This is a genomic window from Xenorhabdus doucetiae (genome assembly GCF_000968195.1).
Lineage (GTDB): Bacteria > Pseudomonadota > Gammaproteobacteria > Enterobacterales > Enterobacteriaceae > Xenorhabdus > Xenorhabdus doucetiae.
The window spans coordinates 2,797,808-2,810,723 of record NZ_FO704550.1; the positions used below are offsets into that span (position 1 = coordinate 2,797,808).

Below are 12,916 nucleotides of genomic sequence, written 5' to 3' on the forward strand. Positions count from 1 at the left end.
AATGAAAAATATCACTATTCATCCGGGGAAAATGACGCTTGAAGAATTACGCCATGTTTATCAGCATCCTGTTCACATCCGTTTGGACGAACAATGCGTTCCTGCCATTGAGAACAGCGTCGCTTGTGTGAATCGCATCATCAGCGAAAATAGAACGGCTTATGGGATTAATACCGGTTTTGGTTTGTTGGCAAATACCCGTATTGCCACGCAGGATTTAGAAGAGTTACAGCGTTCTATTGTATTGTCACACGCTGCGGGCGTGGGTGAGCCTCTGCCGGATGATATTGTCCGGTTGATTATGGTGTTGAAAATCAACAGCCTTGCCCGTGGCTATTCCGGCATTCGTCTGGACGTGATTGAGGGATTGATTGCCTTGGTTAACGCCGACGTTTATCCCTGTATCCCAAGCAAAGGTTCAGTCGGGGCTTCCGGCGACTTAGCGCCACTGGCACATATGAGCCTGTTATTATTGGGAGAAGGCCAAGCCCGCTATCGGGGGGAATGGCTGCCGGCGAAAGCGGCACTGGAAAAAGCGGGGCTGAAGCCGATTACGCTGGTTGCGAAAGAAGGGCTGGCACTGCTCAACGGGACACAGGCGTCCACCGCCTTCGCCTTAAAAGGGCTGTTTGCCGCCCAAGATTTACTGGCATCAGCGGTGGTCTGTGGTGCCTTGTCCGTTGAAGCTGCGCTGGGTTCCCGTAAGCCGTTTGATGCGCGTATCCATGACGCACGCGGTCAGAAAGGCCAAATTGATGTGGCCGCGCTTTACCGTTGGGTATTGGAAGAACAAAGTGGGATTTCTCAGTCGCATAATAATTGCCCGAAAGTTCAGGACCCTTATTCATTACGCTGCCAGCCACAAGTGATGGGTGCCTGTTTAACCCAAATCCGCCATGCGGCTGATGTCATTATGGTTGAAGCCAATGCGGTCTCTGATAATCCACTGGTCTTTACCGAAGAAGATGAAGTGATTTCTGGTGGTAATTTCCATGCTGAACCCGTCGCGATGGCAGCGGATAATCTGGCACTCGCGTTGGCAGAAATGGGTTCATTGTCAGAACGCCGTATTGCTTTGCTGATGGATAGCAATATGTCGCAGTTACCCCCATTCTTAGTTGAGAACAGCGGCGTAAATTCGGGTTTCATGATTGCCCAAGTGACGGCGGCTGCGCTGGCAAGTGAGAACAAAGCATTGGCGCATCCTTCCAGTGTCGATAGCCTGCCAACGTCTGCCAATCAGGAAGATCACGTTTCAATGGCACCCGCCGCAGGCCGTCGCCTATGGGAAATGGCAGATAACGTGCGTGGGATCTTAGCGATTGAATGGTTGACGGCGTGTCAGGGCATGGATTTCCGTCATGGCTTGAAGAGCAGTCCGGTTTTGGAAAAAGCCCGCCATATTCTCCGCGACAAAGTGGCGCATTATGATAAAGATCGCTTTTTCGCCCCGGATATTGATGCGGCAATCCAGTTGTTGGCTGAACAGCAACTTTCTGCCTTGTTGCCCGCTGGCAATATCTTAGAAAATTAAGTACAAACACATCGTCTGAGGCCGGATAAAATCCGGCCTTATCGTCGTATTTATCTTTTTCAATCCAATAATAAAAGACACAAGGATAAATCATGCAAAACATCTCACAACTCAAGCGAGGGTTAAGCGTTCGCCACATTCGATTTATGGCACTGGGTTCGGCGATTGGCACCGGTCTTTTCTATGGTTCAGCCGGCGCTATTAACGCTGCGGGACCCGCGGTATTGCTGGCTTATATCATCGGGGGTGCCGCCGTTTTCATGGTCATGCGGGCATTGGGGGAAATGGCGGTGCATCGTTCTGCACCGGGATCGTTCTCTTATTATGCGACTCACTACTTAGGGCCATTAGCGGGTTTTCTGACCGGATGGACTTACGTCTTTGAAATGTTAATTGTTTGTCTTGCTGACGTCACCGCATTCGGCATCTACATGAAGCTCTGGTTTCCCCATGTTGACCAGTGGATTTGGGTACTGGGCATTGTCTTTTTTATTGGGGCAATAAACCTCTGTAACGTCAAAGTCTTTGGGGAAATGGAGTTTTGGCTGTCCATTATCAAAGTGGTTGCGATTATTGCGATGATTATCGGCGGTTTCGGCATCATGCTGTATGGATTCGGTCAGGAAGCCGAACAGGCCACAGGCCTATCGAACTTATGGCAACATGGCGGATTTATGCCAAACGGTGTTGCAGGCGTGATTGCTTCGTTTACGGTCGTGATGTTTGCTTTTGGTGGCATTGAAGTCATCGGTATCACGGCCAGCGAAGCCAAAAATCCGGAACAATCCATCCCACGCGCCATTAATGCCGTCCCATTCCGTATCTTACTGTTCTATGTCCTTACGCTGTTTGTTTTGATGTGCATTTATCCGTGGAATCAAGTGGGGCAAAATGGCAGTCCGTTTGTTCAGATATTCTCCAGTTTTGGCATTGATTTCGCTGCCAATATCTTGAATGTTGTCGTGATTACCGCAGCAATTTCTGCGATCAACAGTGATATTTTTGGCGCCGGGCGGATGATGTATGGTATGGCGCAGGAAAAACAAGCTCCGGCCTCGTTTACCCGGCTGACGAAAAACGGCGTGCCGTGGGTGACGGTGTTAACGATGTCAGGGATCTTGCTGGTGGGTGTAGTGTTGAATTATCTGCTGCCAGAAAAAGTGTTCATCATCATTGCATCTATCGCAACATTTGCCACCGTCTGGGTCTGGCTGATGATTTTGCTGTCACAATATACCATGCGTCGGAAAATGCCGGCAGAAGAGGTTAAACAGCTTAAATTCCCCGTTCCTTTCTGGCCAGTTGCGCCTACTTTAGCCATTGCTTTTATGGCATTTGTGATTGCCGTATTAGGCTATTTCCCCAATACCCGAATCGCATTGTACGTTGGGATCATGTGGATAGCATTATTAACCCTCAGCTATTATTTATGGGTGAAAAAACGTGGGTGAAAAAACGCGGAAGCTGATTTGTGTTCGGGATCATGGCAGACTAACAATCTGATATACTCGCCGCACTTCAAGAGGCATTGATTATCTCCCACAATGCAGGGAGATAATCCGCGGCGTTTGTTTTGCGGGCTGCAACCTGAGGTTATAGAGTATCTATCTTTTTTGTTATTTGGAGGTGTTTTTTGGATAAGATTTTAGCCGATGAGGCTGTTGCAGAGCTGCATACTATCCTTGATATGTTGCGTTGGTCTGCCAGCCGTTTTAACGAAGCGAATATCTATTGTGGGCATACTTCATGTCATCCGTGGGATGAAGCTTTGCAATTAGTGCTTCCCACATTGCACTTGCCTCAGGATATTCCAGATTCAATGATGGCTTCACGTCTGACATCAACCGAACGCCAGCGCATTGTGGAACGAGTCATGCTCCGGGTTAATGAACGTGTTCCGGTGGCTTATTTGACCAATCAGGCTTGGTTCTGTGGCCATGAATTTTATGTCGATGAGCGGGTTTTGATTCCACGTTCACTGGTGAGATATGTGATTGACAACCAATTTGAAGGGCTTATCTCACATCAACCATCGACCATTTTGGATCTTTGTACCGGCAGCGGTTGTATTGCCATAGCCTGTGCCTATGCCTTCCCGGAAGCGGAAGTGGATGCGGTTGATATTTCGCCGGATGCGTTGGCCGTTGCAGAGATCAATATAGAGAACCACCGGCTTTCCCAGCGGGTAATCCCGATCCGTTCAGATCTGTTTCATGATATGCCACCCGTGAAATATGACATCATTGTGACTAACCCGCCTTATGTCGATGAGGAAGATCTCAGTGATTTTCCTGAAGAATATCGTCATGAACCTGAGTTAGCGATGGCGGCGGGTGTTGATGGATTGCAGTTGGTTCTTCGTATTCTGGCGACAGCCCCGGATTTCCTTGCGGAAGATGGCATCCTGCTCTGTGAAGTCGGTAACAGTATGGTTCACCTGATTGAGCAATACCCTGACGTTCCCTTTAAATGGCTGAAATTCGACCATGCTTATGGTGATGGTGTTTTCGTGCTGACTCGCCAGCAGCTTGTTGAATATCACGAATATTTCCAGCAATTCAAAGCGTAATATTTTTCACACCACGCAATGGTTAAAACTAATATCCCATGACATTAAACAGGTTTTCATCATCGTGATAGCGTGTCATCTTGTCCTGCGTGTCGTGCGGGACAAGATTGACGTCTTTCATTTTGAAACGCGATTTAAAGTCAAATAAAATTACTGAAATAAGATAGGTTTTAATCATTGGGTGAGTTATTGTTATTCGCTCTCATTTTTAACGCATAAATAATGATGGCAGGGTAGGAATAGGCATGGCAGGAAACAGTATTGGGCAGTTTTTTCGTGTCACCACATTTGGTGAATCCCACGGCATCGCACTGGGATGTATTGTTGATGGTGTTCCACCCGGTATTACGATCAGCGAAGCTGATTTACAAATCGACCTGGACAGGCGTCGTCCGGGCACTTCCCGTTATACGACCCAGCGCCGTGAACCCGATCAAGTCCGCATTCTTTCGGGTGTGTTTGACGGCGTGACAACAGGCACCAGCATTGGCCTGATGATTGAAAACACCGATCAGCGTTCACAAGATTACAGTGCGATCAAAGATGTCTTCCGCCCAGGTCATGCTGACTATACCTACGAACAGAAATATGGCTTGCGCGATTACCGTGGCGGCGGGCGTTCATCTGCCCGTGAAACCGCCATGCGCGTTGCCGCAGGGGCCATTGCTAAAAAATATCTATTCGAAAAACACGGCATTCTTATACGTGCCTGCCTGACGCAGATGGGCGATATTCGTTGTGAATTGCAAGACTGGGATCTGGTTGAGCAGAATCCTTTTTTCTGTCCTGATGCCAGTAAATTGACCCAGCTTGATGAATTACTTCGGACGCTGAAAAAAGAGGGCGATTCTATCGGTGCGAAAGTCAGTGTGGTGGCTGAAAACGTCCCGGTGGGATTGGGTGAGCCGGTTTTTGACTGTCTGGATGCCGATATTGCCCACGCTTTGATGAGTATCAACGCGGTAAAAGGGGTTGAAATCGGCGACGGTTTTGGTGTTGTCAATTTACGTGGCAGCGAAAACCGTGATGAAATCACGACGCAGGGCTTTACCAGTAATCATGCCGGCGGCATTTTGGGCGGTATTAGCAGCAGCCAGCCGATTGTGGCGCATATCGCTCTGAAACCGACCTCCAGTATTATGGTGCCGGGCAAAACGATTAATCGTCAGGGAGAGGAAGTGGATATGGTGACGCGTGGCCGGCACGATCCTTGTGTGGGTATCCGTGCGGTGCCGATCGCAGAAGCCATGATGGCGATTGTCCTGATGGATCACTTACTGCGTCAGCGGGCACAATGCGCCGATGTGATACCCCCGCTTCCACGTTAGTAGGAAATGATTCATGGAATGGTCATTATTGGGGGCGGAAATTTACGGTCTCCTGTTTTTGATTGCGATGGTTGCCGGGTTTATCGATTCTATTGCCGGAGGGGGTGGATTATTGACCATTCCCGCATTGCTCTCAGTAGGAATTTCTCCAGTCCAGACACTGGCAACCAATAAATTACAGGCAGTAGGCAGTTCTTTCTCTGCCAGTCTTTATTTTATCCGCCGTGGTGTGGTGGATTTACGTTCCCAGCGTTTTGCCATCATCATGACGATCATCGGCGCCATGTTAGGGGCTTTGCTGGTTCAGTTTGTGTCAGCGGATTTTCTGCGTTATTTATTGCCGGCGCTGGTGATCATTATCGGCCTCTATTTTCTGTTGATACCGAATATTGGTGCAGAAGATCGGCAACGTCGCCTTGGACCAATGGCATTTGGCTGCCTTGCCGGATGTGGAATTGGCTTTTACGATGGCGTGTTTGGGCCGGGAACAGGATCTTTTTTCGCACTCTCTTATGTCATGCTTTGTGGCTACAATTTGGCAAAAGCCACGGCTCATGCCAAGGTACTGAACTTTGCCTCCAATATCGGCGCCTTGGGGTTCTTTATCCTTGGTGGACAGGTCTTATGGCTGGTCGGCGTTGTGATGCTGGTGGGGCAAATTATTGGTGCACGGTTAGGCGCAAGTTTGGTATTGAGCAGAGGGCAGAAAATTATCCGTCCGATGCTGGTGACTATCTCTTTCCTGATGAGCATTAAACTGCTTTATGATCACCACGGAGAAACCATCCGTTCTTGGCTGGCGTTTTATTTTTGATTTAGGGTTCGGCATTAATACATGACTGCACATCATTATCAACAACTGATTGAAATTTTTGATAATTGCTTTAGCAATGACTATAACACCCGTTTGATAAAAGGTGATGATGAGCCGATTTATCTGCCGGCAGATGATCAAGTGGACTATCACCGGATCGTGTTTGCCCACGGATTTTATGCCAGTGGATTACATGAAATTTCTCATTGGTGCATTGCGGGTGAAGCGCGTCGCAAACTGATCGATTTTGGCTACTGGTATTGCCCTGATGGGCGTGATGCCCAAACGCAGGAAGCGTTTGAAAAAGTGGAGATTAAGCCGCAATCGCTGGAATGGTTATTCTGCGTCGCAGCAGGATTTCCCTTCAATATCAGTTGTGACAACCTTGAAGGCGATTTTGAGCCAGATCGCCTTGCTTTTCAGCGGAAAGTGCATGCCCAAGTCATGCAATACCTTGAAAATGGCATACCCACACGAGCAGCACGCTTTATTCAAGGTCTGCAATCGTTTTACAATACGCCTCCACTAAAAGCAGGGCATTTTCCTTATCCGGAAGATCCTTTTGCGAATTGAAATTGATTTTGAGGAAAAAATAATGCTCGCAGAGTTTGAAACACGCATTCTGGCGCAAATTGATGATAGGGTTGAACATGCCAGTGATGACGAATTATTTGCTGGTGGATACCTCCGCGGGCATCTGACATTAGCGGTTGCCGAATTGGAGCAAGAAGGCGCAAATACGGTTGAACAGCTTCATCAGCGTGTAGAAGAAAGCATCCACAAAGCGATTAAAGCGGGAGAATTGGCTCCACCCGATCAAGCTTTGGTTTTGGCAACGTGGCAAGCATTGCTGGAGAGTGCGAAAGCCTAATCTTCTGATATAAAAGTTATTTTATTTTGGGCTATTGATATAGCCCTTTATTTTTTCTGCCCGAACGAAGTAATTCCCCTCCCCCGATTACAAAAAAATTCGTAGTGCTTCTCAAAAATGAGAAGAAATAGTAACAATTCAATCTTTATTGATCCTTTTAAAATAAAGATAAAGTACAGTTATGCTGTAAGGGAAAATAGTAAATAAAATAATGACATTTTATTTATTACTATTATTTAAGGAGGTTTTTTCAAGTGATGTTAAAAATAACGTATAAACGTGTCACTATTTAACGAATATGAATATAATTATTTATTATTACTTTAAATAATGATTCAAAATGATCATGCTATTAATAGAACAACTGATGATTAATATAAGACGTGATGCTAATATTTGGACGATGACATATTGGAAAATGAAGTAAATCAATAAGTTTTTGTATTGGCAAAATAAATAAATTCCCCTTGAGAAGTCAAAACTAGAAAAGGATACTTCGGGAGAGCGTGACATGAAGACGGAAAGCAGTTTTGTTCAAGGTAGTTACAGAGATCATGCTGAAAATAATACAGTACTTTTGTTACCTGAATCGATAAATTCTAACTCATTAAATTTTGCTGAGAAAAGAATGATGAATACCACATTGGAAAAAAGAGTTGAAAATCTGGAATCAGATGTTACTCAAATAAAAATGGATGTTGCTGTTATAAAATCAAATTATGCAACAAAAGCGGATGTTGAAGCTATTAGTGTCTTGATTCATAAAGAAATATATTCTATACGTGGAGATGTATTACCCTTGCAAGGTAATATGGGATCTGTAAGTAGTGATATATCGACCTTGCAGAAGGATACGGGCACTATGCGTGGTGATATATCGATCTTGCAGAAGGATACGGGCACTATGCGTGGTGATATATCGTCCTTGCAGAAAGATGTGGGCACTATGCGTGGCGATATCTCGACCTTGCAGAAAGATGTGGGAACTGTGCGTGGCGATATCTCGACCTTGCAGAAAGATGTGGGTACTATGCGTAGTGACATATCAACCTTGCAGAATGATATGGTAACTGTGCGTGACGATATTTCGTCCTTGCAGAAAGATGTGGGCACTATGCGTAGTGACATATCAACCTTGCAGAAGGATATGGTAGCTGTACGTAGCGATATCTCGACCTTGCAGAATGACATGGTCGCAGTACGTAGCGATATATCGACTTTGCAGAAGGATATGGTCGCAGTACGTAGCGATATATCGACTTTGCAGAAGGATATGGTCGCAGTACGTAGCGATATATCGACCTTGCAGAATGACATGGTCGCAGTACGTAGCGATATATCGACTTTGCAGAAGGATATGGTCGCAGTACGTAGTGATATCTCGACCTTGCAGAAGGATATGGTAGCTGTACGCGGTGACATATCATCCTTGCAGAAGGACATGATATCTGTACGTAGTGATATATCATCATTGAATAGTGAAACAGTATCTATACGTAAAGAAATATCATTTATACATCAGAGAATATCCTCTTTACATGAGGACCTATCCAGTAAAATAGTGGCTCAAACCAAATGGATGGTCACAATGATGTTTGGGTTTTCTGGTGTCATTATTGCAGCCATGAGGTTTATGATTTGAATACGCTGTTTTCAATTCGGTTAACACAAAAATCAGATGTAACCCAATTACCTGCCATAGAACGTTCTGCTGCGGAATTATTTCGGTTTATACCTGAACTGGATTGGATAGCCGATGGTTATGTGCAAACGGAACCGCAGCATTTGGGCTATATTACGCAAGGGAATAGCTGGATTGCGCTTAATGAAGGATCTTTACCTATTGGGTTTATTTTGGCTAAACCGTTAGATGATGGGCTGCATATTGTGGAACTTTCAGTGCATGAACATTGGCAGAGAAAAGGTATTGGGAAGGCGTTGATTGAGAACGTCATTCAGGTTGCGCAGCAGCGTCAGCTTAATGCTGTAACATTGACAACGTTTCGTTATGTTAACTGGAACGCGCCTTTCTATCACAAATTAGGGTTTGAGATCTTAGACTCGCAACAAATTTCTGAGTCGTTACAACAAATATTACAAAGTGAAATCGATGATGGGTTTGTCGAAGAACAACGCTGCGCAATGAGACGTTGCCTGACGATATAATTGCAATACCCGAATAGGAACTGAACCTGAGTATAAGGCCAATGTTTGCAAATAAAGATTTTGGTGTTTGCGTCAGGTATGATTTTTGCCATACCTGACGCAGCAGAGTGAATCACTTTAAGGTTTTTCTGCCTTCACCGCTTTGCCACGTAATAGCTTCCGAACCCAAAAGCGATTTGGGTGTAAAGCCGCCAATGTTTCATCATCAAGCGGTAGCGCTTCGCCAAAAATCTGGCTAGCCAGTAATTCTGCACTTAAAGGCGCAGAGCATAATCCACGCGAGCCTAACGCACCAAGCACAAATAAATTCGGGTAATAAGGGGATTCGTCAATAACCTTATTCGTGTTTATTTGTAGGGATAAATTCGCATATTTATCCATAAGCTCACTGAAAGCAGGCACATTTCCGATCATTGGCATATGATCCCGAATGACACAGCGGATACCCTGGCGGGATTTTTCTGCTGAAATGTCAACCTGTTGTGGCCAATCAACATCAGGAAAACATTTTAATAAACGATCGCGGTTTTCTTGTTGCTCGGCAGAGGAATACAGAGTGTTCAACTGATTGCGCTGATAACTGGCACCGAGACAGTGATATTGATTGTTAGGATTGACGGGCGTCATGTAGCCATCGTAACACAGCACACTTTTTAATTGGCGCAGGTCATCCGTGGTTGGAATATGGCTAACTTGACCACGAACCGCAGTGACAGGGAGTTTTTGAGTTTGTTCAAATTGCGGCAGGCAGTGACCATTGGCAATAATGACCACGTTGTGATCCTTGCATTGCCGATTTTCTTTATGTTCAATTTGCAACTGCCAGCCGTTTTCATTTTGAATGAGCTGAGTCATTTTATGATTAAAATAAACCTTCATTCCCTGTTGTTCAGCCCGTTTAATCACCGCTTGAGTCAATTGTGCGGGATATAACCACCCTCCTTGTGGATAGTGAATGCCATCGTAATTTACATCTAACCCACTGACGTGGCTTAATTGGCGGCGCTCCATACCAAGGGCCATTTCGTCCGGCCATGCTGTCCGTCGCATTTTACCAATTTTATTCGCGCTTTTTTCATCATAAGCTAACTGGCTGACCCCACACCATTGGTAGTCAAAGGATACATTTTCGTCAATTAACTGATCGTACTGACGGCGGGCAAACGTAAATGCTGATGTAAAAAAGCGTTCTAATGGATCGTTATTACCATTCAATAAGGGATAAAGCGCCCCTTGTTGATTACCGGAGGCATTTTGAGCAGGTTGCGCATCCTGACAATATAGCGTGACCTTGGCGCCACGGCGCAATAGCGCCAGTGCGGTCAGTGCGCTGGCAATACCGCCGCCGATGATGGCAATATCATCGGTATGGGTAGCCGCTTGGCGGGAAAACCACGGCGTATCAGGTAAGGGAAGTGGATCACTCAATGGCGATAAGGTGCCGGTCAGCATCTCTCGTTTACGCCCGAATCCTTTGACCTTAGTGACATTAAAGCCCGCTGCCTGCAATCCCCGGCGGACGACTCCGGCGGAGGTAAAGGTCGCAAATGTCCCTTCAGGACGGCAAAATTTTGCCATTGCAGCGAACAACTGTTCACTCCACATTTGTGGATTTTTTGCTGGCGCAAAACCATCTAAAAACCAGGCATCAACTTTCCCTGTCAGGTTTGAATGGATCTTAGGTAACAGATCATTGACATCCCCAAACCAGAGATCCAGAGTGATCGCGCCATTATCCAGAATTAATCGATGGCAGCCAGCCAGCGGCAAGGGCCATTGCTGGCATAATTGTGCAGAAAACGCCTTAAGTTCTGGCCAGCGTTGGTGCGCTGTTTGCAGGTCAGCCGCTTGTAATGGGTATTTTTCAAAACTGATATAATGCAGCCGTTTTAATGCAGCTTCGGGATATTGTTGTCTGAAATGAGCGAAAGCTCGCCAAAGTGTCAGGAAATTCAATCCAGTACCAAATCCGGTTTCTGCAATAACGCACTCTGGACGGGAATGGGTCGTAAAACGTTGAGGGAAATGATTACCTTGCAAAAATACATACAATGTTTCTTCCAAGCCATCTTGATTTGAAAAATAAACATCATCAAACTGCTCTGAAATGGGGGTGCCCTGCTCATTCCAGCTCAGGGTTGCGTTGCTGATAGCACTGCTTTTCACAATAATGCCTGTACTGTTGATAACAATCATATCGGGATTTTAACGGTCTTCATTGGGTTGCACCACCCATGCTAAAGCGTCAAGTTGAGTTTAGATCAATTTTTCTTTGAATTTTTAACCTGATCGGACTTGTTCAGCGTACAAGTGTACGCTAAAGTGCAGTTGAGTAAATCCTGCTGGTAAACATATTGATGAGGTAAGTAATGAAACGTGCAGTAATCACTGGTCTGGGTATTGTCTCCAGTATTGGTAATAACCAGAAAGAGGTGCTGGAATCTCTGAAAGAGGGCCGTTCCGGGATAACTTTCTCAGAAAAATTTAAAGAGATGGGAATGCGCAGCCACGTCTGGGGCAATGTAAAACTGGATACGACTGGTTTGATTGACCGCAAGGTTCTACGTTTCATGAGTGACGCCTCTATTTATGCTTATCTGGCAATGGATGAGGCCATTAAAGATTCTGGCCTGTCCGATGAACAAGTTTCTAACCTGCGTACTGGCTTGGTGGTTGGTTCAGGCGGCGGCTCTCCTTATAACCAAGTCGCGGGCTCCGATGGTATGCGTGCCCGTGGGTTGCGTGGCGTTGGGCCTTATATGGTCACACGTGCAATGGCTTCTGGCGTATCAGCCTGTTTAGCCACACCGTTTAAGATCAAGGGCGTCAACTACTCCATCAGTTCTGCTTGTTCAACTTCAGCACACTGTATTGGCCATGCCGTTGAATTAATCCAACTCGGTAAACAAGATGTTATTTTTGCCGGGGGCGGTGAAGAACTCAGTTGGGAAATGGCGTGTGAATTTGATGCAATGGGCGCACTTTCCACCAAATATAATGAAACACCAGAACAAGCCTCCCGCACTTATGATCAGGACCGTGATGGTTTTGTGATTGCCGGCGGTGGCGGGATTGTTGTTGTTGAAGAATTAGAGCACGCATTAGCCCGTGGTGCGCATATCTATGCTGAGATCATCGGTTATGGGGCAAATTCAGATGGTGCAGATATGGTCGCCCCTTCCGGGGAAGGCGCGGTGCGCTGTATGAAGATGGCACTGGATGGCATTGAAGGTGGCGTTGATTACATCAATACCCACGGAACGTCGACGCCAATTGGTGACTTGAAAGAGTTGGGAGCCATCCGGGAGGTTTTCGGTGACAATACGCCGGCCATTTCCGCCACTAAGGCGATGACCGGGCACTCATTAGGGGCAGCGGGTGCTCATGAAGCGATTTACAGTTTGTTGATGCTGGAACATGGCATTATTGCACCAAGCATCAATATTGAAAATTTGGATGAAAAAGCACAGGGCATGGACATTATTACTGAACCCACCAAACGCGAGCTAAAGACAGTTATGTCCAATAGCTTCGGGTTCGGGGGGACAAATGCATCCCTGGTGATGCGCAAGTATTCAAACTGATTATCCGCAACTGCAATGAATGAAAGCCAATCCACTGACGAGGTGGATTC

General features: G+C 46.1%; 11 protein-coding genes. 10 read left to right on the top strand and 1 reads right to left on the bottom strand.

The window, feature by feature from the left end; genetic code table 11:
* Window position 1 precedes the first annotated feature (1 nt).
* From hutH to XDD1_RS12180, 9 genes are all read left to right on the top strand, one after another.
* Window positions 2-1,534 carry a histidine ammonia-lyase gene (hutH, locus tag XDD1_RS12140; protein ID WP_045971500.1) on the top strand — a complete coding sequence of 511 codons (1,533 nt, stop codon included), beginning with the start codon at window positions 2-4 and terminating at the stop codon, window positions 1,532-1,534.
* A gap of 92 nt (window positions 1,535-1,626) precedes the next feature.
* Window positions 1,627-2,985, top strand: coding sequence for an amino acid permease (locus tag XDD1_RS12145; RefSeq protein WP_045971502.1), 1,359 nt, complete (start codon window positions 1,627-1,629; stop codon window positions 2,983-2,985).
* A gap of 182 nt (window positions 2,986-3,167) precedes the next feature.
* Window positions 3,168-4,103, top strand: a complete 936-nt coding sequence (gene prmB / locus XDD1_RS12150) for a 50S ribosomal protein L3 N(5)-glutamine methyltransferase (protein ID WP_045971504.1) — start codon at window positions 3,168-3,170, stop codon at window positions 4,101-4,103.
* Window positions 4,104-4,348: 245 nt separating this feature from the next.
* Window positions 4,349-5,431 carry a chorismate synthase gene (aroC, locus tag XDD1_RS12155; protein ID WP_045971506.1) on the top strand — a complete coding sequence of 361 codons (1,083 nt, stop codon included), beginning with the start codon at window positions 4,349-4,351 and terminating at the stop codon, window positions 5,429-5,431.
* A gap of 13 nt (window positions 5,432-5,444) precedes the next feature.
* Window positions 5,445-6,245: a sulfite exporter TauE/SafE family protein gene (locus XDD1_RS12160; RefSeq protein ID WP_045971508.1), complete on the top strand. Its 801-nt coding sequence runs from the start codon at window positions 5,445-5,447 to the stop codon at window positions 6,243-6,245.
* Between the two features lie 21 nt (window positions 6,246-6,266).
* The gene (locus XDD1_RS12165) at window positions 6,267-6,818 is read left to right on the top strand and encodes an elongation factor P hydroxylase (RefSeq protein WP_045971510.1); all 552 of its coding nucleotides are present in this window, start codon (window positions 6,267-6,269) and stop codon (window positions 6,816-6,818) included.
* 22 nt (window positions 6,819-6,840) lie between these two features.
* Window positions 6,841-7,116, top strand: coding sequence for a YfcL family protein (locus XDD1_RS12170; protein ID WP_045973553.1), 276 nt, complete (start codon window positions 6,841-6,843; stop codon window positions 7,114-7,116).
* 511 nt (window positions 7,117-7,627) lie between these two features.
* The gene (locus XDD1_RS19450; RefSeq protein ID WP_052705699.1) at window positions 7,628-8,758 is read left to right on the top strand and encodes a coiled-coil domain-containing protein; all 1,131 of its coding nucleotides are present in this window, start codon (window positions 7,628-7,630) and stop codon (window positions 8,756-8,758) included.
* A gap of 5 nt (window positions 8,759-8,763) precedes the next feature.
* Window positions 8,764-9,282 (top strand): GNAT family N-acetyltransferase, encoded by a 519-nt coding sequence (locus XDD1_RS12180; protein WP_045973557.1) that lies wholly within the window; start codon window positions 8,764-8,766, stop codon window positions 9,280-9,282.
* Between the two features lie 117 nt (window positions 9,283-9,399).
* On the opposite strand, the gene mnmC is transcribed toward XDD1_RS12180, so the two are convergent.
* Complete coding sequence (gene mnmC, locus XDD1_RS12185; protein ID WP_045973558.1) at window positions 9,400-11,448, bottom strand: bifunctional tRNA (5-methylaminomethyl-2-thiouridine)(34)-methyltransferase MnmD/FAD-dependent 5-carboxymethylaminomethyl-2-thiouridine(34) oxidoreductase MnmC; 2,049 nt, start codon at window positions 11,446-11,448, stop codon at window positions 9,400-9,402.
* Between the two features lie 203 nt (window positions 11,449-11,651).
* Between mnmC and fabB the strand changes: the two genes are divergently transcribed.
* Window positions 11,652-12,866, top strand: a complete 1,215-nt coding sequence (fabB, locus tag XDD1_RS12190) for a beta-ketoacyl-ACP synthase I (protein WP_045971511.1) — start codon at window positions 11,652-11,654, stop codon at window positions 12,864-12,866.
* Window positions 12,867-12,916 lie beyond the last annotated feature (50 nt).

Excerpts from the sequence above, each read along its gene's own strand:
- hutH (WP_045971500.1), top strand. The coding sequence starts at position 2 with ATGAAAAATATCACTATTCATCCGGGGAAAATGACGCTTGAAGAATTA.
- XDD1_RS12145 (WP_045971502.1), top strand. The coding sequence starts at position 1,627 with ATGCAAAACATCTCACAACTCAAGCGAGGGTTAAGCGTTCGCCACATT.
- aroC (WP_045971506.1), top strand. The coding sequence starts at position 4,349 with ATGGCAGGAAACAGTATTGGGCAGTTTTTTCGTGTCACCACATTTGGT.
- XDD1_RS12160 (WP_045971508.1), top strand. The coding sequence starts at position 5,445 with ATGGAATGGTCATTATTGGGGGCGGAAATTTACGGTCTCCTGTTTTTG.
- XDD1_RS12165 (WP_045971510.1), top strand. The coding sequence starts at position 6,267 with ATGACTGCACATCATTATCAACAACTGATTGAAATTTTTGATAATTGC.
- XDD1_RS12170 (WP_045973553.1), top strand. The coding sequence starts at position 6,841 with ATGCTCGCAGAGTTTGAAACACGCATTCTGGCGCAAATTGATGATAGG.
- XDD1_RS19450 (WP_052705699.1), top strand. The coding sequence starts at position 7,628 with ATGAAGACGGAAAGCAGTTTTGTTCAAGGTAGTTACAGAGATCATGCT.
- fabB (WP_045971511.1), top strand. The coding sequence starts at position 11,652 with ATGAAACGTGCAGTAATCACTGGTCTGGGTATTGTCTCCAGTATTGGT.